The sequence below is a fragment of the Streptomyces flavochromogenes genome (genome assembly GCF_000717595.1).
In the GTDB taxonomy this organism is placed as follows: Bacteria; Actinomycetota; Actinomycetes; order Streptomycetales; family Streptomycetaceae; genus Streptomyces; species Streptomyces flavochromogenes.
Genome location: NZ_JNZO01000004.1, coordinates 102138 through 125500, shown reverse-complemented (window position 1 = coordinate 125500; position 23363 = coordinate 102138). Strand labels below are relative to the sequence as shown.

The window sequence follows — 23363 nt, the reverse complement described above, 5'->3', positions numbered from 1 at the left end:
ACGGACGAGAGGCCCCCGCATGACCAGCGACGCAAGCGGCTCCCCCGCCGTGTCCGAACTGACCGACCCCCGTACCGGGGCACCGCGGGGTACGGCGGTGCTGTCCCGTCTGCCCGAGGTCCGGGCCGCCGTGGCCGGCGCACGTGCCGCCCTGCCCGGCTGGAGTGCGCTCACGCCCAAGGAGCGGGGCCGGCGCCTCGACCGGCTCGCGGGTCTGGTCGAGGAGCACGCGGCGGAGTACGCGACCCGTGAGGGGGCCGGGACGGGCAAGCCGGAGACGGAGACGGCGGGCGAGGTCGAGCAGGTCGCGGACCTGTTCCGGTTCTTCGCGACGGCGGCCAGGACCCGTACGGCACCGGCCGCGGGCCTGCTGGTGACGGGGCACGAGAGCTGGGTTCGCTGGGAGCCCGTCGGTGTGGTGGGTGTGGTCGTGCCGTGGAACTATCCGCTGCTGATGGCGGCCTGGCGGTGTGCGCCGGCCCTGGCGGCCGGGAACACCGTGGTGGCGAAGCCGGCCGAGACGACACCGGACAGCCTGGAGCTCCTCGCGGAGCACGCCGCGCTCGCCCTGGGCCCAGGGGTCCTCGTGGGTCTCCCCGGGGACCGGGAGACGGGCCGGCTGCTCGTCGAGTCGGCGGTGGACATGGTGGCCTTCACGGGCAGCGGCCGGGCCGGGGCCGACGTGGCGGTCCGCGCGGGGACGCGGCGGGTGAGTCTGGAGCTGGGCGGCAACGCTCCGGCGATCGTCCTCCCGGACGCGCCCGCCGACACCTGGGAGTCGCTCGCCGCCGCCGTCACGTACAACGCGGGACAGAGCTGCGCGGCTCCGGCGCGGGTCATCACCCTGCCGGAGAACTACGAGGACGCCGTCGCCGGTCTGACGGCGGCGATGGCCGCCCGGGTGGCGGGCCGGGACTTCGGCCCGCTCAACAACCCTGAGCAGGCGGAGCGTTACGACCGGCTGGTCGCCGCGTCCGACGCCAAGCGGAACAGCGTCGCGGACATCGCCCCGGCGCCGGGCGAGGAGGCGGGACACTGGCGGCCGGCGCGGGTGCTCGCCGACCTCCCCGACGACGACCCGGCGGTCACCGAGGAGGTGTTCGGCCCGCTCCTCACCGTGCAACGGGCCGACGGGGTGGAGGCAGCGCTCGCCCTGGCGAACGGCGTCCCGCAGGCCCTCGCCGCGAGCGTGTGGACGTCCGACCTGACGACCGGCCTGGAACTGACGGCCGCACTGAACGCGGGCGAGACCTGGGTCAACTGTCACCTCGTGCAGACGGCGGAACTCCCGCACGGCGGCCGCGGCGCCTCCGGTCACGGCACCGACCTGAGCACGCTGGCACTCCAGGAGTACCAGCGGCCGAAGACGGTCACGGTCCGGCTGGGACGCCGGGGCTAGGGCCTGTCGTACCTCTCGGAGAAGACCGGCGATTCTGCCGATGTCCGTGGGGCGCGCCGACCGGACAGTGGCCGGGCCAGATCACGGCGTGGCCGCCGCCCGGACGCTCGGGCGGCGGCCACCCCACGACACGAGAGGACGACTCCGTCGTGACACGACACCTCGGCGCGGCCATGGCCGCCGCCTGTCTGACCCTGCTGCTCGCCCCCGGCGCCCAGGCCGCCGGTTCCACTCCCGCGATCTCGGCCGCGGCCAATCCGTACGAGCGCGGTCCGGCGCCCACCCAGTCGAGCATCGAGGCGCTGCGCGGCTCGTACGCCGTCGGGGAGACGGCCGTCTCCTCGCTCGCCGTCAGCGGCTTCGGCGGCGGAACGATCTACTACCCGACGTCCACGAGCGACGGCACCTTCGGCGCGGTGGTGATCTCGCCGGGGTTCACGGCCTACCAGTCCTCGGTGGCGTGGCTCGGGCCGAGGCTGGCCTCGCAGGGCTTCGTGGTGTTCACCATCGACACCCTGACCACGGTCGACCAGCCCGACAGCCGGGGGCGGCAACTCCTCGCGGCACTCGACTACCTGACCCAGCGCAGTGCGGTGCGGGGCCGCGTCGACGCGAGCCGGCTCGGTGTGATGGGGCACTCGATGGGCGGTGGCGGCACTCTCGAAGCGGCCAAGAGCCGGCCTTCGCTCAAGGCCGCCGTGCCGCTCACGGCGTGGAACACGGACAAGACCTGGCCCGAGATCACCACGCCCACGCTCGTCATCGGCGCGGACGGCGACACGATCGCCCCTGTCGCCACCCATTCCGAGCCGTTCTACGAGAGCCTGCCCGGATCCCTCGACAAGGCGTATCTGGAGCTCAACGGCGCCACCCACTTCACGCCGAACTCGTCGAACACGACGATCGCGAAGTACAGCCTCTCCTGGCTCAAGCGTTTCATCGACGACGACACCCGCTACGACCAGTTCCTGTGCCCGCTGCCGCGGCCGAGCCTGACGATCGACGAGTACCGGGGCACCTGCCCGCTCGGTTCCTGACGCTCTGTGCACCGTCACAGAGCCCGGTTCCCGGGTCTGGGCCACTGCCCAGACCCGGGAACCTTCCACCGTTCCCTACGGGTCGGTAACGTGACCGTCGTGAGCGGAGCGACGCACCCCGCCGGCGGCCCGCGGCTCTACGACCGCACGGCCGAACTCGCCGCCGTGGCACGCCTGTCGGCCCGTGCCGCGGCGGGACGCGGCGGCGTCCTGTTCGTCACAGGCAATCCCGGCGAGGGGCGGACCGCCCTCCTCTCCCGGGCCGCGTACGACTTTCCCGGTACGGCGTACCGCGTCGCCGCACCCCACCACCGGGGCCCGTGGAGCGCGGCGCGTGCGCTGTTCACGGAGCTCGCCCCCACCCCGGCGGCCGGGCGCCGGGCGCTGCGGCTCGCGCGGAGCGAGGGCGGGCTCGTCCGGGCCGTGGCCACCCTCGCCGCCGAGGGGGAAGCCGTACTGATCTGCGTGGACGACCTCCATCTGTGGGACGCGCATTCACGGGCCGCGCTCGCCGCGGCCTGGCAGGAGGCCGGCGGCCGGGGGTACGGCCGGCCGGGCCGGGTGGGGTGGCTGGTGTCGGCCGCACGCCATCACCGGTTCCCCGAGGTTCCGGGGGCGGAGACGGTGCGGCTGGGCAGGCTGACCACGTCCGGGGCGCGGGCGCTGCTCGGTGACCTCTGCACGGGGGTGGCCCCGGCGTCGCCGGTCGGGGAGCGATTGCTCGACGAGGCGGCCGGGCATCCCGGCGTGCTGGCCGCGGCGGTACGGCGCCTGACCGCGCCTCAGCTCGCGGGAGCCCTGCCCCTGCCGCGGCCCGCCGTCGACGACACGGTCCTGGCCGAGGTGTACGGAGGACTCCTGGAGCGCCTGCCCGCGGCCTCCCGCCGTCTGCTCGCCACGGTCGCCGTGGTGGCCCTGGCGGGCCGCACCGGGGCCGACGGTGCGAGCACGGTGGCGTCCGGGGTCGGTGGCCCCGGCGGGTCGGTGCCCGCCGGGGCGCGAGGGGCACGTGCACCGGCCGAGCCGCTGGAGGGGCTCATCGCGGACGGGCTGCTGCGCCGCCGCAGGGGCGGGACGGTCGGCTTCGAGGACCCTTTCCTCGGGCGCGCGGCGCTCGCCTCGGCCCGGCAGTCCTGGCGGGGGCGGACCCGGGCCCCCGGCCCGTCCGGGGGCCCCGCCGAGGTGCTTTCGGCGGGCGGTCCGGCCACGGGTTCGACGCCTGCGGCGGACCGCCCGGCGGCCGGTGCGGCGCTCGCGCGGGGTGAAGGGCATCGGGCCGACCGGCTGGGGGCGTCCGCCGCCGTGCGCGCGCTCTCGCCGGTCGCCCTGGGCCGTGCGCAGCTGGTCCGGGGGCTCGCGGCGCTGGCCGGCGGCCCGGTCATGTACGCCCACGAGGCGCTGCTCCAGGCGGCGGAACTGCTGCGCGGGAGGGCACCGACGGAGGCGTCAGACGCCCGGTTCCTCGCGATGGAGGCGGCCTGGGCGGGCGGCGACGTGGAGGCGTGCCTGGCCGCCCTGGACGGGGGTGAGGACGTGGGCGGCCTGGAGCGCGACTTCGCCGACGGGCTCAGTGCCGCGCTGACCGTACGCCTGGACGACGCTCGTACGGCACTGACGCGGGTGGTCGCGGGAGAGGGCGACGCGGACGATCCCCGGCTGCTCCTCCGGGCCGGGGCGGCCGCGCTCGTCCTCGGCGACACCGCGGCGGCGGCCCGGATCCACGCCCGTGCGCTGGTCCGGGCACGGGCGGAGCACCGTACCGCGCTGCTGCCCCACGCGCTCGAACAGCTCGCGTACGCCGAACTGCGGGCCGGCCGGTACAGCCGGGCGGCGCGAGCGGCGCGGGAGGGACTCCGGACGGCGGAGGCGACGGGCCAGCACAACGTGGCGGCCCACCAGCACGCCGTACTGGCCCTGGTGGCATCGGTGGAGGGCGACGGGACCGCGGTGACGGAGCACGCCGGGCGCGCGCTCGCGACGGCGGGACCGCACGGACTCGTGCAGGCCGCGACGCTCGCCGAGTGGGCGCTTGCGCGGGCCGAACTGGGCCGGGGTCTGGCCGCCCAGGCGGCCGCGCGGCTCCTGCCGTTGGTCCGGCCGGGCCCTCGGGGCGGTCATTTCGCACTGCGCATGCTGGTGGTCCCCTGCTTCGTGGAGACCGCGGTCGCGGCAGGCCGGGACGCGGAGGCCCGGGACGCGGCCGAGGAGTACGCGGCGTGGGCCGCGCTGGGCGTCGACGGCCCCGCGCAGGCGCAGTTGGCGCGCTGCAGGGCCCTGCTCGCGGAGGGCGAGGCGTCGGCGTACTGGTTCCGTGAGGCGGTGCGCCGCCACGACAGCTGCGGGAACGACTTCGAGCGGGCCCGCACCCTCCTCGCGTACGGCACGTGGCTGAGGCGCCGGCGACGGCCGGGCGACGCACGGGGTCCACTGCGCGACGCCCTCGTGACCTTCGAGCGGGCCGCCGCCGGGGGCTGGGCCGAGCACGCGCGCTCCGAACTCCGGGCCACGGGAGGGACCTCGGGCGGGACGACCGACCCGGCTGCGCTGCGCGAGCTGACCCCGCAGCAGCAGCGCATCGTCCGCCTCGTGGCGCGTGGCGCGACCAACCAGGAGGTCGCCGACCACCTCTCCCTCAGCCCCCGCACCGTGGACCACCATCTCCGGGGCGTCTTCGCGCGGCTGGGGATCCGGTCCCGTGTCGAGCTCCCGGGCGTGGTGGACGGGTGGGACGCGGGCCGTGAGGTACCGGCGTCGGCGGCCGGTCGACGCCCGGGGCGGTGACCCCGGGCCGGGTGACGGGAGATGATGAAGGGATGACACCCTCCTTCGAAGAACTCGTCGCGGAGGCTTCCGAGGCGTCCGTGGACGGCTGGGACTTCTCCTGGCTCGACGGGAGGGCGACGGAGCAACGGCCCTCCTGGGGCTACCAGGGGATCCTCGGCGACCGGCTCGCCCGTGCCTCGGCCGCCCTCGACGTCCAGACGGGCGGCGGGGAGGTCCTCGCCGGTGTGCGGACGCTGCCGCCGACGATGGTGGCCACCGAGTCCTGGCCGCCCAATCTCGCGCGGGCCACCGCACTCCTGCACCCGCGGGGGGCCGTTGTCGTCGCGGACCCCGACGAGCCTCCGCTGCCCTTCGCCGACGCCGCGTTCGATCTCGTCACCAGCCGCCACCCCACCACGGTGTGGTGGGAGGAGATCGCCCGCGTCCTGCGGCCGGGCGGCACCTATCTCGCCCAGCACGTCGGTCCCGCGAGCGTCTGGGAACTGGTCGAGTTCTTCCTGGGCCCACAGCCGGAGGCGGCCCGGCACCGGCATCCCGACGACGAGAGCGCGGCGGCGCGCGACGCGGGTCTCGAGATCGCCGACCTCCGCTCCGAGCGGCTGCGGATGGAGTTCCACGACATCGGCGCCGTCGTGTGGTTCCTGCGCAAGGTCATCTGGATCGTGCCGGGTTTCACGGTGGAGTCCCACCTGCCCCGGCTGCGCGCGCTCGATGCGCTGATCCGCGCGGAGGGTCCTTTCGTGGCCCACTCCGCGCGGACCCTGATCGAGGCGCACAGGCCGGACGCCCGCTAGGAGGTGCGCTCCAGGTACGCGGCGCGGGGGACGGCGCCGGACACCAGGGGGGCCATGTGCGCGCGGTAGCGGGGCGACAGGGTTCCGAGGGAGGTGATCTTCTCCAGCGGGACCCAGTCGAGGCCGATCTGGTCGATGTCCTGCTCGGTTCCGCCGAGGAGTTCGGCGCTGCCCTCCACGGTGCAGAGGAAGACGACCTCGACCCGGTGGAAGTTCTCCGAGGTGTGAACTTCGGGGCCTTCCGTCCAGCCCTCCAGGACCCAGAGCAGCGGACCGACGCGCACGGTCAGCCCGGTCTCCTCGTGCACCTCGCGGCGGAGCGCGTCGGGCAGCAGCTCGCCGGTCTCCTGGCCTCCGCCGGGGAGGAAGTGGACCTCTCTGCCGTTCCAGAGGTTCCGGGTGAGCAGGACGGACCCCTCGTGGAGGACGACGGCCTTCGCGGAGGTGCGGATGCGGGTGGGAACGGTCATACGGGTCTCCTCGGTCCGGGCTGTCGGCCACCCCGGCAGCATGCCCACCCCGTCCCGCGACATGCCCTTTCTCCCTCCGACGCCGAGCGGCCTTCTTCGCCGACCGCGCGGGCCGGCAGCCCGCGCGGGTCAGAAGACCGCGCGGGTCAGAAGACCGACAGCCCCGTGATGGTCGTGAAGCGGTCGAGGGCGGTCACGCCGGCCACCGAGTTGCCCCGGTCGTCGAGACCCGGGCTCCAGACGCAGAGGGTGCAGCGGCCCGGCACGACGGCGACGACCGCTCCGCCGACGCCGCTCTTGCCCGGGAGACCCACCCGGTAGGCGAAGTCACCGGCCGCGTCGTAGGTACCGCAGGTGAGCATGACGGCGTTGACCTGCTTGGCCTGGCTGCGGGTCAGCAGGCGTGAGCCGTCGGCGCGCAGGCCGTGGCGGGCCAGGAAGCCGGTGGCGAGGGCCAGGTCGGCGCAGGACGCTTCGAGGGAGCACTGACGGAAGTACTCGCGGAGCAGGTCGGGCACCGGCCCCGTGATGTTGCCGTAGGAGGCCATGAAGTGGGCGAGGGCCGCGTTGCGGTCGCCGTGGGCGGCCTCGGACGCGGCCACGTCGGTGTCGAAGGCCAGGTCCGGGTTGCCGCTCTCGGCGCGCAGGAAGCCGAGCAGGCTGCCCGAGGCGTCGCCGGTCAGCCGGTGCAGGCGGTCGGTGACGACGAGGGCGCCGGCGTTGATGAACGGATTGCGCGGGATGCCGTTCTCGTACTCCAGCTGGACCAGGGAGTTGAACGGGTCGCCGGAGGGTTCCCGGCCGACATGGGCCCAGAGCGCGTCGCCCTCTCCGGCGAGGGCGAGCGCGAGGGTGAAGACCTTGGTGACGGACTGGGTGGAGAAGGGGCGCCGCCAGTCCCCCACCCCGTAGACGGTGCCGTCGAGTTCCGCCACGGCCATGCCGAAGTCGGTGGGGTCGCCGGCGGCGAGCGCGGGGATGTAGTCGGCCGGGGTGCCCCGGTCGGTGAGCTCGGCGATCTCCTCGGCGATGCGGTCGAGGACGGGCTGGAAGGATGTGGTGGCGTTCGTGGTCACGCGCGGTCCCGTGATCCCCGGTCCTCGGCGGTCCGCAGTGGGGCGGGCCGGTCGTCGGCGGCCTGCCCGGTGATCCGCCGGTTCACCCCGTCCCGGCGGGCGGCGGCGAGGCCGAGGTCGCCGTCGGCCGGTGCGACGAAGCAGCGGGCGACGGACTCGTCCGTGACCTCGGGGAGCGTGGCCGGGCTCCAGCGGGGGTTCCGGTCCTTGTCGACGACCTGGGCGCGGATGCCCTCGACGAGGTCGGGGCTGGTCAGGGCGGCGCAGGAGACACGGAACTCCAGGTCCAGGACCTCTTCGAGGGTCGCGAGGGCCCGCGAGCGACGCAGGGTGGCGAGGGTCGCCTTGAGGGCGGTCGGGGACTTCGCGAGCAGGGTGGTGGCCGCCTCCTTGGCAGCGGGCACGCCGGTGTCGAAGAGGCGCTCCACGACCGTCTCGACGGTCTCGGCCGGGTAGCAGGCGTCGATCCACTCCCGCTGCTCGGCGAGGACGCCGGGCGGGGCCGTGGCGGTGTGCCGGGCGACGGCCTCCTCGACCGGAAGCCGGGTCAGGTCCCGGACCAGGTCGGGCAGTTCGGCGGAGGGGACGAAGTGGTCGGCGAGGCCGGTGAGGATCGCGTCGGCGGCGCCGACGTGGCCTCCGGTGAGGGCGAGATGGGTGCCGAGCTCGCCGGGGGCGCGCCCGAGGAGGTACGTACCGCCGACGTCGGGGACGAAGCCGATGCCGGTCTCCGGCATGGCGACCCGGGAGCGCTCGGTGACGACGCGGACGGAGCCGTGCGCGGAGACGCCGACGCCGCCGCCCATGACGATGCCGTCCATGAGGGCGACGTACGGCTTCGGGTAGCGGGCGATACGGGCGTTGAGCCGGTACTCGTCGCGCCAGAAGGCCGCGGAGGCGGAGCCGCCGGCGCGCGCGTCGTCGTGGATGGCCCGGATGTCGCCGCCGGCGCAGAGGCCGCGCTCGCCCGCGCCCTTGATGACGACGGTCGTGACGGCCGGGTCGTGCTCCCAATCGGTCAGGGCCGCGTCGACGGCGAGGACCATGGGGTGGGTGAGCGCGTTGATGGCGCGGGGACGGTTCAGGGTGAGGAAGCCGGCCCGGCCCTCCGTCCGGAGGAGTACGTCGGTGGTTCCGGTCGGCACGATCACTCGGTCCCTTCGGTGGCGCGGGGCGCTGTCGCGATCACCGTACCGGGCCGTCCTGGACGCGGCCCAGGTGGATCCGGGGATCGCCACCGGCCGGCCTTGGGACGTCGACCAGGGGGGTGTCTTGCCGATCGGGCCTGATCAGGGAACAGCGTCCGGTGCGCGGAGGGCTTCGGCGGCTGAAGCGGACGGTGATCATGCCGGTCACCGTCGGCGCGGGGAGGCGCCGGGAGCGTGGCGACGGGAGGACCCGCGGAGCGAAGCAGGGCAGCTCATGAGGAAAGGGGGCGGGAAGGACTCATCCGCTTCTCGCGGATCCTGATTGCACGGTGCGCGGTCCTGTGACGGCCGCTACCCCGCGTCCTCATATGTCGAATCCTTCCCGTCCCTTCCATGGAACCACCGCTCCGGCGGGGGCGCGAGCGCCCGCCGGAGCGGTGCCGGAAGGGGTTCAGGCCGGGAGCAGATCCTGCGGAACCCGCACCTGGCGGGGTGTGGACAGGCGGAGTTCGATGATGTCGCGGACGGTCGGCCATTCCTCGTCGAGGATCGAGTAGAAGGCCGTGTCGCGGACGGCTCCGTCGAGCCCGCGGGAGTGGGCGCGACGGACTCCTTCGCAGCTCGCTCCGAGCCGCTCGATGGCGATTCTGGAGCGGGTGTTGCGGGCGTCCGCGCGCATAGTGATGCGGCGCACGCCCCAGGCTTCGAAGGCATGCCGGAGCATGAGGTATTTGGCCTCGGTGTTGGCGCCGGTACCCCGGGCGTCGCCGGCGATCCAGGTGTTGCCGATCTCGGCGGCGTCCGGCACGGAGGTCAGCGGATCTCCATGGGGCATGCCGGGGACGGGCGGCCAGACGAGCGGCCCCCGCCAGTAGTCGAGTTCGAGGAACCGGGTCGAACCGATGACTCGCTCGTCGGCCGTACTGACCAGGGCGAAGGGCAGGGATCGTCCTGCCGCCTGATCGGTCAGGGCACGGGCGATGTAGTCGAGGGCCGATTCGAAGCCGTCGGGTACGGGGGTGAAGGCGTAGGCCGATCGGTCCGCCCCGCCGGCCCGGGCGAGGGCTTCGGCGTGCCGCATCGCCAGCGGCTCCAGGCGCACGGAGCGCCCGGTCAGGAGAACAGGTACTGGCACGGAACCTCGGGTCTTTCACGGGCAGGGAAAGCTTCCGCCGAGGGGTCGCCGCGGCGGCAGCAGGAGGGAGGTTCTCGCCGGTGCCGACCACGTCAAGAGAGCGACAAATAAGCAGGTAAAACGGTTCGTCACCGGTGGCGAGGAGGACAGTATGCAGCCACAAGCGCTCGGAGAACAGAACCCCCGGCGAACCCGGGTACACGCCTGGGTGAAGGCTGGCGCGCGCCCGGGTGGACCGGTCTCAAGCAACGGACGGAGCCGCCCGCCAGTCGGACGGCGGGAGGGCCCGGAGAGGGTTCAGACGCAGGTCGGGTGGCCCCAGCCGTCGGGGTTCTTCGCGATGGTCTCGCCCTTGTCGTAGGCCTTGCCGCAGCGGCAGCGGCCCGAGAATCTCGCCTTCAGCGTGCCGCCGGACGGGCGACTCCGGCGGGCTGCCGGACCGCTGCCGGAGCCACCGGAGGAACCGGCCGACGAGCCGGACGGCGCTGAGGAGCGCGCGCGGGGCGCGGAGGCGCGTGTCGGGGCTTCCGGGGGCGGCAGCGGGGCTCCGGCGTCGGAGCCCGTGGGCTCCTGCGTACGGGCGGTGTGGCTGGCCGCGCGGTCGGCCGCGTCGTTGAGGGGGTCTCCGTCGACCTGGTGCGCCGGGACGTAGACGAAGTCGACGTCCCGGCCGGTGAGGAGCGCGTCGATCCGGACCACCAGGTCCTTGTTGGCGACGGGGCTTCCGGAGGACGTCTTCCAGCCCTTGCGACGCCAGCCGGGCAGCCAGGTCGTGACGGCCTTCATGGCGTACTGGGAGTCCATCCGGACCTCGACCGGAACCGCCGGGTCGAGGGTTTCGAGCAGTTGTTCCAGGGCCGTGAGTTCGGCCACGTTGTTGGTCGCGCGGCCGAGCGGGCCGGCCTCCCAGCGGTCGATCGCTCCGTCGGCGCGGCCGATGACCCATGCCCAGGCCGCGGGGCCGGGGTTTCCCTTCGACGCGCCGTCGCACGCCGCGATGATCTTTTCCACCATCCCACGATCCTGACACGGCGGCGGGGGTGGGCGGTCCCACCCCCGCGGCGCCGGCCGCCGTGGGTCAGAAGTCGCCGTAGTTGACCTGCCAGGTGGGCAGGCCCATCCGGCGCCAGAGGGCCACGACGCGGTCACGGTCGTCGAGCGAGACGCGGACGTTGTACCGGTGGCGCACCCGGGCGTCGAAGAGCTCGGCCTTCACGAGGTCGTCGCCGCGGCCGTCGCCGGACGCCCGCATCCAGAGCTCGTCGTACGGCACCTCGTGGTGGGCGAGCCAGGACTCGGTGAGGGCGCGGTGGTCCTCGCTCCGCCCGGACAGCAGCACGATCCGGTCCCGCTCGGTGTGCCGGAAGGCACGCAGGGCGTCCCGCACCGAGACGTTGAGCAGGTCGCGGTCGCAGCGGGTGAAGTCGTACGGGCCCCGGTCGACGCGCAGGGCGAGGGTGCCGTCGATGTCGCACATGACGGCGGTGGGGAGGCTCGGGTCGGGGACGTAGGGCTCTCCGACGGTGGGGCGGTCGTTGAGCCAGTCCGCGGTGAGCCGCCAGCCGCCCCGGGTGGCCTTGGTGTGCTTCTCGGCGAGGATGCGGATGATCTCCTCGCCGACGGGCCGCTCGCGGGCGGCGTCGCGGCGCACGCACTCGTCGACCGGGACGTCCGTGAAGTCATGGACGGCGAAGGTGGCGAGACCCCCCACGGCCGCCTTCAGCCGCTTCGGGATGTGCGGGGTCAGATGGGTGTTGTCGACGACGACGTCGAAGCCGTCGTCGACGGCGGCGCGGACCGCGGCGTCCTGGATGCCGAGCACGGTCTGCTCGTGCTTGTGGGACCGGCCGCGGTCCGGCGAGGGGACGTCGAGCATGGAGCGGAGGTCGTCGAGGTTGACGCGCCGCACGCGTCCCTCGGCGGCCGCCTGGAGGGCGCGGGCGGCCGTCGTCTTCCCGGAGGCCGGGAGGCCGGTCATGACATGGACGACAGGCACGTTCAGTTCTCCTGGTCGTGGGCGAAGGGGTCGGTGGCCTCGGGGCGCAGCTGTCGCCAGACGAGGAGGTCGGTGGGGCGCCCGTCGAGGCGCAGGAAGAGGGCGGCGCGCAGGCCGCGGTCGGACATCCCGGCCGCGGCGCGGGCGAAGGCGCCCCGGTCCCCGGCGAGGTGGGCCAGGTGAGCGTACGCCTCGTCGACCGCACGCTCGCGCTCGGCGGCCGCGGCTTCGAGGCCGCCGATCACCTCGCGCACCCAGGCGTCGAACTCGTCCGGGACCTGCTCCAGGAGGGCGTCCAGCGGCTTGCCGCCGTCCGCCTCGACCTCGGTCACGGAGCAGCCGAGGCCCTTGGCGAGTTCGCCGGCCGGGACTCCGGCGAAGCGCTGGATGCCGTGGCCGCGCCAGATGTCGCGCTCGGTGACACCGGTGAGCACTTTGTGGAGGCGCACGTACTCGGCGAGCTTGGCCTTGGCGCGCAGGCCGGAGGCGAAGCGCAGGACGAAGCCCTCGGCGTCGGTGCCGGTGGCCCGGTGGCCGCCGGGGAGGGTGTTGGACTCGGTCAGGGCGACGAGCTCGGCGATGCCCATGGCCGGCCAGGTGCGGACGACGGAGCCGACGGGCTGCCAGCCGGCGGCGGCCTCGGCGAGCGGGATCTCGGTGCCGTCCCCGCCGAAGGCGGCGAGCAGGACGAGGTCGCGCCGCTCGCCGTAGTTCACGACGATGCGGTTGCCCGGGTAGAGGATCTCGGCGAGGTACGTGACGCCGGGCGTCAGGCCCGTCGTGTCGGCCGCGTCGAGCCGGCGCTGCGCCCAGGTGGCCTGGGTGCTGGTGAAGGAGCCCTTGGAGGCGACGTGCCAGCGGCCGTCGTAGTGGAAGACCACGGCGAGGCTGCCGTCGACCTTGTCGTACACCTCGAACGGCTCGTCGGGCAGCGGCGGTGCGTAGGGGCGGCCGGAGGCGTGTTCGGAGACGTTGAAGAACTTGGGGAGGGGGAGCGCGACGATGCGTCCGGTGGCGTCGTCGGCGACGAGTCCGCGGCAGCGGGTGGTGGCCAGGTTCCAGTGCTGGGCGTACTGGCACGCGCGCGTGTACGTGTAGATCGACAGCGGCAGCTCGGGGTGCCGCTTGCGCGTGACGTGCCCGTCGGCGAGTGCGGCGGCGAGCTCGTCGGACGGCATCAGGTCGTGCAGAGTCAGGGTCGCCTGGCTCATGGGGTCCCTCCCGTGTGTTCGATGATCCATTCTCGGCGGTCGGGGGCCCGGGGGACACCGAATATCCGGCGCGGCCGACAAGGGGCGGGGTGGTGTGCGGGGGCTCGCTCCGGGGCGTGTCGGTGGTGCCCCGTAGACTCGCCGTCTCCCCGTCGGTGACGTCACCGGCGCAGACGAAGGAAGCGAGCTCCATGAACCACGCGGACGGCACGGCACCGATCTACGCCGAGCTCATACGGGAGCGGGGGGATGTTCCGGGTGACGTCCGCCAGGTCGCGGAGGAGGTTCTGCGGGACCTGAGCCGGGTCATCCAGGTGCCGCCGCAGGGGGTCCAGGGGCCGCAGCAGGGCGTCGTCTCGCACACGGGAGCGGGGGCGCACCAGGGCGTCGTCGCCATCGCGCACCAGGGCGCTGTCCCGCACTCCGGCGTCGGTGGCCCGATGGGCGTCGGCGGACCCGCGGGGGTCGTGGGTCAGGCGGGCGCCGTCCTGCCGCAGCGGCCGATGCGCTAGCCGACGGTTCCGGGGCCGTCCGTCACGCTTCCGGCCGGCCCCGGCCCGTACGCGTCGTTCCCGGTGGTCGCCCCCGGCCCGTCCGCGTCCGTTCCCGGTGGTCGCCCCCGGCCGTCAGCCCCCCTCCGCGCCTCGGCCCGGCCGCCCGTTCCCGGGCGTTGTCAGTGGCGTGGGCCATGCTGCTGCCCATCGGCCCGTGCCGCAGTGGGGGCGGGCCCCGTACGGACGACTGGGGATGACGACATGGCCGAGGTTCTACTCTTCCACCACTCGCTCGGGCTGACCGAGGGAGTCGGCGCGTTCGCCGATGAGCTGCGGCGGGCGGGCCACACGGTGCACACGCCCGACCTGTACGAGGGCCGGACCTTCACCGACCTCGAGGCCGGCGTCGGGTATGCCCAGGAGATCGGCTTCGACACGCTCGTGGCGCGCGGCGAGCGGGCGGCCTCGGCGCTGCCCGGGGCCGTCGTCTACGCAGGGTTCTCGCTCGGTGTGCTGCCCGCCCAGAAGCTGGCGCAGACCCGGGCCGGGGCGCTCGGCGCCCTGCTGTTCAGCGCTTGCGTGCCGGTGTCGGAGTTCGGCGAGGCCTGGCCGGAGGGCGTTCCCGCGCAGGTGCACGGGATGGACGCCGACCCCTTCTTCGTCGACGAGGGCGATCTGGCGGCCGCCCGCGCGCTGGTGGCGGACGCGGCGGACCGGAGACTCTTCCTGTACCCGGGGAGCGCGCACCTGTTCGCCGAGCGCGGGGCGCCGTCCTTCGTACCGGAGGCGTCCGCGCTGTGCGTGGAGCGGGCGGTGTGCTTCCTGGACGCCGTCGAGAGTTGATCACTCCCCACCTCACTCCCCACCGACCGGGGTGGGCAGACGGGGTCAGCCGATCGGTTGACCCCGGTGTCCTCCGACCCGCCGTCGGGCCGGGGCCGGGCGTCGGACCGTACACGGCCGCGCATGGGCGGAGGATCGGTGCAGGGTGCGGCCCCGTCCTCGGACGGGGCCGACCGTGTCCGCCGTACCGAGGAGTCCGTCATGACGAAGTTCCGCCGTGCGCCCCGTACCGCCGCCCGGCTGCTCCTGCCCGGCGCCGTGGCCGTGGTCCTGCTCGCCGGGTGCGCGCAGGAGTCCGGAGGGGCGGTCTCCGCGACGGGATCCGCATCGCCGGCCGGGGTGTCCCCCACCGGTGCGCCGCCCACCGCCGGCTCTTCCGTGACCGTGACACCCGCCCCGGCGGGCAAGCCCGCGCCGTGCACGCTCCTGGTCGCCGACTTCGGCTCCGACACGGTGACGTTCGTCGACCCCGCACGGGGTGCCACCGGCTCGGTGACGGTCGGCACCGCTCCCTACGGTCTGGTCGTCGGCGAGGACGGGCGGGCCTGGGTGGCGACCGCCGAGGGCGTCGCGGTCGTGGACACGGCGACCCGGCAGCGGCTCGCGCTCGTCCCGTACGAGACGGACGCGGGTCCCGTGACCACGGGCGAGTACCGGGGCGGCGGCATGGGCATCGCGCTCTCGCCGGACGGTCGCCGGGTGTACGTGGGGGTCAACGTGCCCGACGGGAACGGCACCCTGGAGGTGATCGACACGACGTCCCTGAGGGTCACGGACACGGTGCCGGTCGGCCGGCGCCCCTTCGACGTGGACGTCTCACGTGACGGCGCCGAGGTGTACGCGACCAACCACGACTCCTTCGACGTCACGGTCGTCGACGCGGGGACGCTGGACCCGCGCCGGGTGGAGGTCGCACCGTACGGCACGCAGGGCGGGCTCGGGTCCTGGCTGAAGCCGCACTACACGGCCGTACGCCCCTCGGACGGCAAGCTGCTGCTGCCCTTCGAGGGCGAGCGGCTCGCGGTCGTCGACCCCCGCACCGGCCGGACGACCGTCGAGCCGATGACCGCGAACACCCACCAGCACGGCGCCACGATGACCGCCGACGGCACGCTCGTGGCGGTGGGCACGGGGCCGATCGACCCGGACGAGGACGAGGGCCCCTCCCTGACGGTCCGGGCCCCCGACGGCACCGAGCGGGTCTACCCCCTGGAGGGTCCGCACGAGGACGTGGCGGTCTCCTCGGACGGGCGCACCGCCTATGTGACCGGTGGGTTCACCCGCGGCGGGTACTGGGACGGCCTGAGCGTCGTCGACCTCGACACGGGTGAGGTGCGCCGGCTGGAGGCGGGCTCGCGTCCGCTGGGGGTCGTGGTCCTCTGACCCCGTTCAGCGCTGGGGCAGGACGGTGAGGACCCGTTCGATGAAGGTCTTGAAGTCGGCCATGAAGTCGGTCAGGAACTGCTGGGTCGTCGGGTCGGTGACCTCGCCGTCCGGTGTGAAGAGCCCGGGGACGAACTGGATGTAGGCCTCGGGGGCGTTCATCTGCGGGGAGTTGCAGAAGCTCAGCACCGAGCGGAGGCTCTGCTGGGCGACGGCGGTGCCGATCTTGCCCGGCGAGGCGCCGATGACGGCCGACGGCTTGTGGGTGAAGGAGTTCGTTCCCCAGGGGCGGCTGGCCCAGTCGATGGCGTTCTTGAGGCCGCCGGGGATGGACCGGTTGTACTCGGGGGTGACGAAGAGGACGGCGTCGACGGCGGCGATGGCGTCCTTGAGGGCGCGGCCCTCGGGCGGGTAGTCCGCGTCGAAGTCGTGGTTGTAGAGCGGCAGGTCCTTGATGGGGATCTCCTGGAACTCCAGCTCCGGCGGCGCCACGCGGAGGAGGGCGCGGGAGAGGATCCTGTTGATGGAGTCCTTCGACAGGCTGCCGACGAAGTAGCCGACCTTGTACGTGGTCATGCCTGGTGTTCCGCCTTCCGGGAGGGGGTTGCGGCCGTCGCGCGGGCCTTCGGCAACCTAACGCGCCCGTGGCCCCGCTGCGACCGGAGTCCCGCCGGGGACGTCGGCCCGGCGGACGGGCCGGGCGACCGCGACGAAGGCACGAGTGAGGACGACGGCAGGGGGTAGCCGATCACAAGGCCGGGCCCGCTGCGAGACCGACGGTGTCCCCGTACGGGGCGAGCCCGCGGACGGAGGGTCCGGCGGGCACGGCCGGGCCGATGCCGGGCGGCAGCCCGGCGAAGAGGACGCCGGCCGGGCCGGGCTTCACCGGGCCGAAGCGGACCGTGCCGAAGAGCGATCCAGTCGCAATGACGATAGAAAGGGTGAACCGGACGAACCACGGATAGTCAATGAAAAACTGCCACATGCGGCCTACTCGGCCATATCCGATGGTTTCTTGCACGCTCCTACGGAAGGGCGGACAGCGTGACGCGACCGAGGATTCTCGTGGTGGGCGCCGGATTCGCCGGAGTGGCCTGCGTACGGCGGCTCGAACGACGCCTCACGGAGCGGGAGGCGCAGCTCGCGCTCCTCTCACCGTTCTCGTACCAGCTGTATCTGCCCCTGCTCCCCCAGGTGGCGGCGGGGGTGCTGACCCCTCAGTCGGTCGCGTTGTCGCTGCGCCGCAGTGAACGACACCGCACCCGGATCGTGCCGGGTGGCGTGGTCGGCGTGGACACGACGGCGAAGGTCTGTGTGGTGCGCACGATCGCCGGCGAGTACGTGACCGAGCCGTACGACCATCTGGTGCTCGCGCCCGGCAGCGTGACCCGCAGTTTCGACATCCCCGGGCTCGCCGAGCACGCGCGGGGGATGAAGACCCTCGCCGAGGCCGTGTACATCCGCGACCACGTCATCGCCCAGCTCGACCTGGCCGACGCGAGCAACGACGAGGAGGAGCGGGCCGCGCGGCTGCGGTTCGTGGTGGTCGGCGGCGGTTACGCGGGCACGGAGACGGCGGCCTGTCTCCAGCTGCTCACCCACAACGCGGTCAAGCGGTATCCCCGCATCGATCCGAAGCTCATCAAGTGGCACCTGGTCGACATCGCGCCGAAGCTGATGCCCGAGCTGGGCGACAAGCTGGGCGCCGCCGCGATGGACATCCTGACCAGGCGCGGGATCGAGGTGTCCCTGGGGGTGTCGGTGGCCTCCGTGGACGAAGACGCCGTGACGCTCACGGACGGGCGGGTGCTGCCGAGCCGGACGTTGATCTGGACGGCCGGGGTGGCGGCGAGCCCGCTGATCGGCACGCTCGGTGCGGAAACGTTCCGGGGACGGCTCGTGGTCACGGCCGAGATGACCGTGCCGGGCCTCGACGGGGTCTGGGCCCTCGGAGACGCGGCGGCGGTGCCGGATCTCGCCAAGGGCGAGGAGGGCGCGATCTGTCCGCCGACCGCCCAGCACGCGATGCGGCAGGGCAAGGCGCTCGCCGACAACCTGGTCTCGACGCTGCGCGGCGAGCCGACCCATCCGTACACCCACAAGGATCTGGGTCTGGTGGTGGACCTCGGCGGGATGGACGGGGTGTCGAAGCCGCTCGGTGTGGAGCTGCACGGGGCGCCGGCGCAGGCCGTGGCCCGCGCGTATCACTGGGCGGCGCTGCGGACCAATGTGGCGAAGACCCGGGTGATGACGAACTGGCTGCTGAACGCCGCGGCCGGGGACGACTTCGTACGGACCGGGTTCCTGGCGTCGAAGGCGGGCACGCTGCGGGACTTCGAGTACACCGACGCGTATCTGACCCCGGAGCAGGTGCTCAGCCACACGGGCGCGTTCCGCGGGGCGGTCGGGGCCGGCGGCGGGAACTGAGGACACGCGCGCCCCGCGCCGGAGGGCGCCGCGTACGGAGCCGCACGGCAAGGGCGCGCCGCGTCGGAGGCCACCGCGTACGGCGCAGGACGGCGCACATGTGGAGGACGCCGGACGCGCGCGGTGAGGGGGCCGGACGACGAGGAAGCGTCCCGCCCCGTCGCCGTGGGCCGACGGGCGCGCCCGTCGTCGGTCAGCGGGCCAGTTCGGGCGCCGGGCCCATGACGATGACGGGCTCCTTGGCCGGGTCGAGGGCGCGGATGAGTTCGCGCAGCGGCTCTCGGTCGAGGGCGACGCAGGCCTGGGTGGGGCCGCCGTGGTCGACGTGGATCCAGACTCCGCCGCCCTTCTCGTCACCGAGCGGGCGTTCCTTGTCGAGCGGGGTCCGGCCGGGGACGCGGTTGTAGTCGATGGCGATCACATGGTCGAAGGAACCTTCGAGGGGTTCGCCGGAGAAGCCGGTGCCGCTGATGGCGAACTCGTCGTCCTGGTCGTACGGAAGGCGGGAGCCCGGGTCGGGCAGCCGGCCGCCCGCGTCGCCGAGCCGGAAGACCCCGATGGGGCTGCGCAGGTCGCCGGCCGTGTGGTCGGCGGTCCAGCCCCGTAGCGCGTTGTGGGTGGGCCACGGCCCCGCCGACTCGGTCCAGTGGCCGCCGGGGCCCTTCTCGTAGAGGGTCGCGGTGGAGGTGTTGTCGTCGGCGGTGGCGCCGGTGACGACGAAGGCCTGTGTGGTGCCGTCGGGAACGAGAGCCTGGGTGGCGGGGCCGACGCCGGGGAGCCGGGGCGCGGGGACGGGTGCGGAGGCGATGCTGCCGGCCGGCTCCCCCGGCCCGCCGGCCCCGCGCGCCGCGCCGGGTGGGGCGCCCGCGGGACGGGAGTCCCCCGCGGCCGCCGCGGCGGCCGTCCCTGCGGGCGCGACGGGGGCGGGGGGCGCGGTGTTCGCGCAGCCGCTGAGCAGCAGGGCCGCGCACAGCGTGCCGGCACTCAGCAGCGCGGGGGCGCCCTTGTGGACGGACATGGACGGATCCTCCTGGCCGGGGGCAATGCGTGGATCCGTACCCGTTCGGCGGGCGTCACTGCGGCGGTTCCGATGCCCTCACCCGTGCGGCCGCGTCCGAAGGTGTCACGTCCCTCGCCACCGTCCGCAGCCGAATGCGGTTGACCGGGCCGGACGGGGCACGCTTTCCTGCACGCATGAACGATCTTCGTATCGAGCCGGCCCTGAGCGAGGCCCACCTCGCGGACTGGCGGGCCGTCCACAACACGATCATCCCGACGGCCGTGCTCTCCCCCGACGAGGTGCGCGAGCGCGCGGGCCGGAACCGGCTGGACGTCGCGTATCTCGGGGAGGTGGCGGTGGGTTGTTCGACGGTACGGCCGCCCGACGAGGAGACCGCGGCCGCGACCGTCATCGCGCGGACGCTGCCCGCGTTCCGGGGGCGCGGTGTCGGGACCGCACTGTACGAGCGGGGGCTCGCGCACGCGCGGACGCTGAGCGACGAGGGAGTGGAGACGGTGGTGCTGGCCTCGAACGAGGACGGTCTGCGGTTCGCGCTCGCGCGCGGCTTCGTCGAGGTGGAGCGGTACGTACTGCCGGGCGACACGGTGCCGTTCGTGACGCTGCGGCTGGCCTGACGCGCGTCGGCCCGCACCGAGATCTGACGATTCGTCAGATCATTGCGTCACGGGTCTGGGAACCTTCGGGGCCCGGCGCTACCCTCCGCGCATGATTCGGACGGTGGTGTGGGGTACCGGAAATGTAGGGCGCGCGGCGATCCGCGCCGTGGACGCCCATCCAGGGCTGGAACTCTCGGCCGTGCTGGTCTCGGATCCGGCGAAGGTCGGACGGGACGCGGGCCGGCTCGCGGGGCTCGGCCACGACCTCGGGGTCGTGGCCGTCGACGATGTCGGCGCGGTGCTCGACGGGCGGCCGGGGGCGGTGGTGTACGCGGCTTCCGGCGACACCCGGCCCGACGGGGCGCTCGACGACGTGGCGCGCGCGGTGCGGACGGGCGCGGTGGTGGTCACCCCCGCGCTGTACCCGCTGTACGACCAGCGCAACGCGCCGCCCGAGTTCCGGGATCCGGTGCTGGCCGCGATCGCCGAGGGCGGCGGTTCGCTGTTCGTGTCGGGAGTGGACCCGGGCTGGGGCAACGACGTCCTGCCACTGCTCGTGAGCGGGCTCGGCAGCACGGTGGACGTGATCCGCTGCCAGGAGATCTTCGACTACTCGACGTACGAGCAGGAGGAGTCGGTCCGGGACCTGATAGGGATGGGCCGGCCGCTCGACTACGAGCCGCCGATGCTGCTGCCGTCGGTGCCCACGATGGTGTGGGGCGGGCAGATACGCCTGATGGCCCGCGCGCTCGGCGCCGAGCTCGACGAGATCCGCGAGACGGTGGACCGGCGCCCGCTGGAGTCGACCGTGAAGACCCGGACGATGGGGGTCTTCGAGGCGGGCACGCAGGGCGCGATCCGCTTCGAGGTGCAGGGCATCGTCGGCGGGGAGCCCCGCATCGTGATCGAGCACGTGACCCGTATCCATCCCTCGTGCGCGCCGGACTGGCCGGTGCCGCCGGACGGGGCGGGGGCGCACCGGGTCGTCGTCGAGGGCAGTCCCCGGATCGAGGTGACGGTGGCGGCCACGGCCGAGGGCGAGAACCGCTCGGCGGGCGGGAACGCGACGGCGGTGGGCCGGCTGGTCGGGGCGATCGACTGGCTGGTGGCGGCGGAGCCGGGACTGTACGACGCGCTGGACGTGCCGTTGCGGCCGGCGGTCGGGAGGCTGGGAAGGAGACCACGGTGATCATCGACATTCCCGAGGGCCAGGAGCCGATCGGGTACGTGTGGGGCGACATGGTCCCGGAGATCGGGACGGCGGCGGCGAACTTCTCGCTCTCGGTGTACGCCCATACGACGCTGGGGCTGCGCGAGTTCGAGGCGGCGCGGCTGCGGATCGCGCAGATCAACGGATGCGGGTTCTGTCTGGACTGGCGTACCGACCGGGACGGCGTGAAGGTCGAGGAGGGCTTCGACGAGATCGTCGCGGCCTGGCGGGAGACGGAGGTCTCGGAGAGCTTCGACGAACGGACGCGGCTCGCGGCCGAGTACGCGGAGCGGTACGCGCTGGACCACCACGGTCTGGACGAGGAGTTCTGGGAGCGGATGACGGCCCGGTACAGCCAGGCGGAGATCGTGGAGCTGACGATGAGTCTGGGCTCGTGGCTGGCGTTCGGGCGGCTCAACCGGGTGCTCGGGCTCGACGAGGTGTGCGTGCTGCCGACGCACTGAGCGCGCGGGGAAGGGCCGGCCGGGTGGTTCCCGGCCGGCCCTTCCCGTTCGACGTGACGGTGTCGCGCCTCGGGCTCAGAAGTCCTCGGCGACGATCCGTTCGATGTTGCGTTCGGCGAGGGCCGTGATGGTGACGAACGGGTTGACGCTGGCGTTGCCGGGGATCAGGGATCCGTCGATGACGTACAGCCCCGAGTAGCCGTGGAGGCGTCCGTGGTTGTCGGTCGCCCTGCCCAGGACCGCGCCGCCGAGCGGGTGGTACGTGAGGTGGTCGCCCCAGATCTTGTACACACCGAAGAGGTCGGTGCGGTAGATCGTGCCCTCCTTGGAGTTGATCTTGTCGAAGATGGTCTTCGCCGCGTCGATGGAGGTCTGCTTCCAGGCCCTGTCCCAGCTCAGGTCGACCTTGCCGGTGGCCGGGTTCCAGGTGAACTCGGCCCGGTGGGGGGTCTTGGTGATGGAGAGGTAGAAGGAGGCGTACGTCTCGATGCCGGTGGGCAGCGGGGCGACCTCGGCGAAGGCGCCGCCCGCGTCCCAGTTGTCGATGCCCGCGGTGGGCATGGCGGACTGGAGCTTGCCGGTCGGGTCCCACATGTGGTTGGCGCGGCCGCACATGACGTTGCCGTTGTCGCCCCAGCCCTTGCCGATCTCGTTGTTGAGGGCGGGCAGGGCGCCGGTGGCCTTGAGCCGGGTGAGGAGCTTGCTCGTGCCGATGCTTCCGGCGGCGAAGAAGACCTTGTCGGCGGTGACGGTCTTGCTCGCGAGGGTGGCGCCCGTGGTGTCGATCTGGTCGATGGCGACGGTGTAGCCGCCGCCGGCCGCCGGGGTGACGGAGGTGACCTTGTGCAGGGCGGAGACGGTGACCCGGCCGGTGGCGGCGGCCTGGGCCAGATAGGTCTTCTGGAGGGTCTTCTTGCCGGCGTTGTTGCCGTAGATGACCTCGCCGTCGAGGGCGGACTTCGGGACGGCCCCGGCGGCCTCCTGCTTCATGTAGTCCCAGTCGTACACGTTCGGGACGAACACGAAGGGGAAGCCGGAGCGCTGGGCGTGCTTGCGGCCGACGCGCGCGTACTGGTAGCAGGCCGTGCTCTCCCACCAGGCCTGATCCACCTCGGTGACGCCGAGTCCGGCATTGGCACGCGGGTAGTAGGTCGAGTACATCTCGGCCGCGTCGACGGTCGGGAGGATGGCCGCGAAGTTCTCGCGGCGCGGGGTGACGGCCATGCCGCCGTTGACGAGGGAGCCGCCGCCGACGCCCCTGCCCTGGTAGACGGTGATGCCGGCGAAGTCCTCGGCGTCGAGGATGCCGGTGTGCCGCGGGACGTCCTTGTCGAGGGGGAAGCCGAGGAAGTTGCTCAGCGGCTGCTTGGTGCGGGTCCGCAGCCAGAAGGATCGGTAGTCGGGCCGGGTGGTGTTGGCGAAGATCCTGCCGTCCGGTCCGGGGGTGTCCCAGGCCATGCCCATCTCGACCATGTGGACGGCGACGCCCGCGCGGGCGAGCCGGAGGGCGGCCACGGAGCCGCCGTATCCGGTGCCGATGACGAGGGCGGGCACGTGGGCGCCGGTGGGGATGGGGGTGTCGACGAGGCGGGTTTCGGCGTGGGCCGGAGTGCCGTGGCCGACAAGGGCGGCAGCACCGAGAACAGAACCTGTTCCCGCGAGGAATCGGCGGCGGCTGACACCACCGATTCCCTTTGCGGGCAGGGGGAGTTCGCTCATGTGATGTTCCTCACTCAGAGGCGAATGGGAACATGTTCTACTGTCGGCCATCGGGGAAGTCACGAGAAACCGACGGGTAACTTCAGGCCGGGTACACCTCTCGAACGGATGCCGGCGGATACCGGGCCGGTGCATGGACGTCCGACAGCCTCTCCG

Annotated in this window: 22 protein-coding genes; 11 read left to right on the top strand and 11 right to left on the bottom strand. The window is 73.4% G+C overall.

Annotated features, from left to right (window positions below; genetic code table 11):
* Window positions 1–19: 19 nt before the first annotated feature.
* The 4 genes from IF00_RS0105745 to IF00_RS0105730 all read left to right on the top strand — a co-directional run bounded on the left by IF00_RS0105745 (window position 20) and on the right by IF00_RS0105730 (window position 6014).
* A complete protein-coding gene (locus tag IF00_RS0105745; protein WP_030314910.1) occupies window positions 20–1399 on the top strand; it encodes an aldehyde dehydrogenase family protein in 1380 nt (459 codons plus the stop codon).
* 173 nt (window positions 1400–1572) lie between these two features.
* Complete coding sequence (gene bdeA, locus IF00_RS0105740; RefSeq protein WP_245234444.1) at window positions 1573–2436, top strand: bis(hydroxyethyl) terephthalate hydrolase; 864 nt, start codon at window positions 1573–1575, stop codon at window positions 2434–2436.
* Between the two features lie 99 nt (window positions 2437–2535).
* Window positions 2536–5217, top strand: a complete 2682-nt coding sequence (locus IF00_RS0105735) for a helix-turn-helix transcriptional regulator (RefSeq protein WP_030314906.1) — start codon at window positions 2536–2538, stop codon at window positions 5215–5217.
* A 32-nt stretch (window positions 5218–5249) separates the two neighbouring features.
* Window positions 5250–6014, top strand: coding sequence for a class I SAM-dependent methyltransferase (locus tag IF00_RS0105730; protein WP_030314905.1), 765 nt, complete (start codon window positions 5250–5252; stop codon window positions 6012–6014).
* Here the strand turns inward: IF00_RS0105730 and IF00_RS0105725 are convergent.
* The 7 genes from IF00_RS0105725 to IF00_RS0105695 all read right to left on the bottom strand — a co-directional run bounded on the left by IF00_RS0105725 (window position 6011) and on the right by IF00_RS0105695 (window position 13050).
* Window positions 6011–6484, bottom strand: coding sequence for an NUDIX domain-containing protein (locus IF00_RS0105725; RefSeq protein WP_051819865.1), 474 nt, complete (start codon window positions 6482–6484; stop codon window positions 6011–6013). The two genes, IF00_RS0105730 and IF00_RS0105725, sit on opposite strands and share 4 nt — an antisense overlap.
* Window positions 6485–6630: 146 nt before the next feature.
* Window positions 6631–7560 carry a glutaminase gene (locus IF00_RS0105720; RefSeq protein ID WP_030314903.1) on the bottom strand — a complete coding sequence of 310 codons (930 nt, stop codon included), beginning with the start codon at window positions 7558–7560 and terminating at the stop codon, window positions 6631–6633.
* A complete protein-coding gene (locus IF00_RS0105715; protein WP_078944556.1) occupies window positions 7557–8711 on the bottom strand; it encodes an enoyl-CoA hydratase/isomerase family protein in 1155 nt (384 codons plus the stop codon). The genes IF00_RS0105720 and IF00_RS0105715 overlap by 4 nt, the downstream gene beginning before the upstream one ends.
* A gap of 448 nt (window positions 8712–9159) precedes the next feature.
* Window positions 9160–9843, bottom strand: coding sequence for a GNAT family N-acetyltransferase (locus IF00_RS0105710; protein ID WP_030314899.1), 684 nt, complete (start codon window positions 9841–9843; stop codon window positions 9160–9162).
* Between the two features lie 297 nt (window positions 9844–10140).
* Window positions 10141–10857: a ribonuclease H family protein gene (locus IF00_RS0105705; protein WP_030314897.1), complete on the bottom strand. Its 717-nt coding sequence runs from the start codon at window positions 10855–10857 to the stop codon at window positions 10141–10143.
* 64 nt (window positions 10858–10921) lie between these two features.
* Complete coding sequence (locus IF00_RS0105700; protein ID WP_078944555.1) at window positions 10922–11839, bottom strand: phosphatase domain-containing protein; 918 nt, start codon at window positions 11837–11839, stop codon at window positions 10922–10924.
* Window positions 11840–11841: 2 nt separating this feature from the next.
* Window positions 11842–13050 carry an RNA ligase gene (locus tag IF00_RS0105695; protein WP_030314894.1) on the bottom strand — a complete coding sequence of 403 codons (1209 nt, stop codon included), beginning with the start codon at window positions 13048–13050 and terminating at the stop codon, window positions 11842–11844.
* 191 nt (window positions 13051–13241) lie between these two features.
* On the opposite strand from IF00_RS0105695, the gene IF00_RS0105690 reads away from it, so the two are divergent.
* The 3 genes from IF00_RS0105690 (at window position 13242) to IF00_RS0105680 (ending at window position 15770) form a co-directional block, all read left to right on the top strand.
* Window positions 13242–13562 carry a hypothetical protein gene (locus IF00_RS0105690; protein WP_030314891.1) on the top strand — a complete coding sequence of 107 codons (321 nt, stop codon included), beginning with the start codon at window positions 13242–13244 and terminating at the stop codon, window positions 13560–13562.
* A 243-nt stretch (window positions 13563–13805) separates the two neighbouring features.
* The gene (locus tag IF00_RS0105685) at window positions 13806–14387 is read left to right on the top strand and encodes a dienelactone hydrolase family protein (RefSeq protein WP_030314889.1); all 582 of its coding nucleotides are present in this window, start codon (window positions 13806–13808) and stop codon (window positions 14385–14387) included.
* Between the two features lie 201 nt (window positions 14388–14588).
* Window positions 14589–15770, top strand: a complete 1182-nt coding sequence (locus tag IF00_RS0105680; protein ID WP_030314887.1) for a YncE family protein — start codon at window positions 14589–14591, stop codon at window positions 15768–15770.
* A 6-nt stretch (window positions 15771–15776) separates the two neighbouring features.
* On the opposite strand, the gene IF00_RS0105675 is transcribed toward IF00_RS0105680, so the two are convergent.
* Together IF00_RS0105675 and IF00_RS0105670 are read right to left on the bottom strand one after the other, a co-directional pair.
* A complete protein-coding gene (locus tag IF00_RS0105675; protein ID WP_030314885.1) occupies window positions 15777–16346 on the bottom strand; it encodes an NADPH-dependent FMN reductase in 570 nt (189 codons plus the stop codon).
* A gap of 172 nt (window positions 16347–16518) precedes the next feature.
* Entirely contained in the window at window positions 16519–16791 is a 273-nt protein-coding gene (locus IF00_RS0105670; RefSeq protein WP_158710430.1) for a hypothetical protein, read from the bottom strand.
* A gap of 23 nt (window positions 16792–16814) precedes the next feature.
* Between IF00_RS0105670 and IF00_RS0105665 the strand changes: the two genes are divergently transcribed.
* Window positions 16815–18197 (top strand): NAD(P)/FAD-dependent oxidoreductase, encoded by a 1383-nt coding sequence (locus IF00_RS0105665; RefSeq protein WP_030314881.1) that lies wholly within the window; start codon window positions 16815–16817, stop codon window positions 18195–18197.
* Between the two features lie 193 nt (window positions 18198–18390).
* Here IF00_RS0105665 and IF00_RS0105660 read toward each other — a convergent pair whose 3' ends face one another.
* The gene (locus IF00_RS0105660; RefSeq protein WP_030314879.1) at window positions 18391–19215 is read right to left on the bottom strand and encodes a hypothetical protein; all 825 of its coding nucleotides are present in this window, start codon (window positions 19213–19215) and stop codon (window positions 18391–18393) included.
* A 176-nt stretch (window positions 19216–19391) separates the two neighbouring features.
* Here IF00_RS0105660 and IF00_RS0105655 point away from each other — a divergent pair, with 176 nt between their 5' ends.
* The 3 genes from IF00_RS0105655 (at window position 19392) to IF00_RS0105645 (ending at window position 21488) form a co-directional block, all read left to right on the top strand.
* A complete protein-coding gene (locus IF00_RS0105655) occupies window positions 19392–19832 on the top strand; it encodes a GNAT family N-acetyltransferase (RefSeq protein WP_030314876.1) in 441 nt (146 codons plus the stop codon).
* A gap of 91 nt (window positions 19833–19923) precedes the next feature.
* Window positions 19924–21003, top strand: coding sequence for an NAD(P)H-dependent amine dehydrogenase family protein (locus tag IF00_RS0105650; protein WP_030314874.1), 1080 nt, complete (start codon window positions 19924–19926; stop codon window positions 21001–21003).
* Window positions 21000–21488, top strand: coding sequence for a carboxymuconolactone decarboxylase family protein (locus tag IF00_RS0105645; RefSeq protein ID WP_030314873.1), 489 nt, complete (start codon window positions 21000–21002; stop codon window positions 21486–21488). Before IF00_RS0105650 ends, IF00_RS0105645 begins: the two co-directional genes overlap by 4 nt.
* Window positions 21489–21563: 75 nt before the next feature.
* On the opposite strand, the gene IF00_RS0105640 is transcribed toward IF00_RS0105645, so the two are convergent.
* On the bottom strand, window positions 21564–23207 hold the full coding sequence (locus tag IF00_RS0105640; RefSeq protein ID WP_030314871.1) for a GMC oxidoreductase: 1644 nt from the start codon (window positions 23205–23207) through the stop codon (window positions 21564–21566).
* Window positions 23208–23363 lie beyond the last annotated feature (156 nt).

Bases quoted from the DNA above. Each gene is read 5' to 3' on its own strand.
- IF00_RS0105745 (WP_030314910.1), top strand. From the start codon at position 20: ATGACCAGCGACGCAAGCGGCTCCCCCGCCGTGTCCGAACTGACCGAC.
- bdeA (WP_245234444.1), top strand. From the start codon at position 1,573: ATGGCCGCCGCCTGTCTGACCCTGCTGCTCGCCCCCGGCGCCCAGGCC.
- IF00_RS0105730 (WP_030314905.1), top strand. From the start codon at position 5,250: ATGACACCCTCCTTCGAAGAACTCGTCGCGGAGGCTTCCGAGGCGTCC.
- IF00_RS0105725 (WP_051819865.1), bottom strand. From the start codon at position 6,484: ATGACCGTTCCCACCCGCATCCGCACCTCCGCGAAGGCCGTCGTCCTC.
- IF00_RS0105705 (WP_030314897.1), bottom strand. From the start codon at position 10,857: ATGGTGGAAAAGATCATCGCGGCGTGCGACGGCGCGTCGAAGGGAAAC.
- IF00_RS0105695 (WP_030314894.1), bottom strand. From the start codon at position 13,050: ATGAGCCAGGCGACCCTGACTCTGCACGACCTGATGCCGTCCGACGAG.
- IF00_RS0105690 (WP_030314891.1), top strand. From the start codon at position 13,242: ATGAACCACGCGGACGGCACGGCACCGATCTACGCCGAGCTCATACGG.
- IF00_RS0105685 (WP_030314889.1), top strand. From the start codon at position 13,806: ATGGCCGAGGTTCTACTCTTCCACCACTCGCTCGGGCTGACCGAGGGA.
- IF00_RS0105680 (WP_030314887.1), top strand. From the start codon at position 14,589: ATGACGAAGTTCCGCCGTGCGCCCCGTACCGCCGCCCGGCTGCTCCTG.
- IF00_RS0105675 (WP_030314885.1), bottom strand. From the start codon at position 16,346: ATGACCACGTACAAGGTCGGCTACTTCGTCGGCAGCCTGTCGAAGGAC.
- IF00_RS0105660 (WP_030314879.1), bottom strand. From the start codon at position 19,215: ATGTCCGTCCACAAGGGCGCCCCCGCGCTGCTGAGTGCCGGCACGCTG.
- IF00_RS0105655 (WP_030314876.1), top strand. From the start codon at position 19,392: ATGAACGATCTTCGTATCGAGCCGGCCCTGAGCGAGGCCCACCTCGCG.
- IF00_RS0105650 (WP_030314874.1), top strand. From the start codon at position 19,924: ATGATTCGGACGGTGGTGTGGGGTACCGGAAATGTAGGGCGCGCGGCG.
- IF00_RS0105640 (WP_030314871.1), bottom strand. From the start codon at position 23,207: ATGAGCGAACTCCCCCTGCCCGCAAAGGGAATCGGTGGTGTCAGCCGC.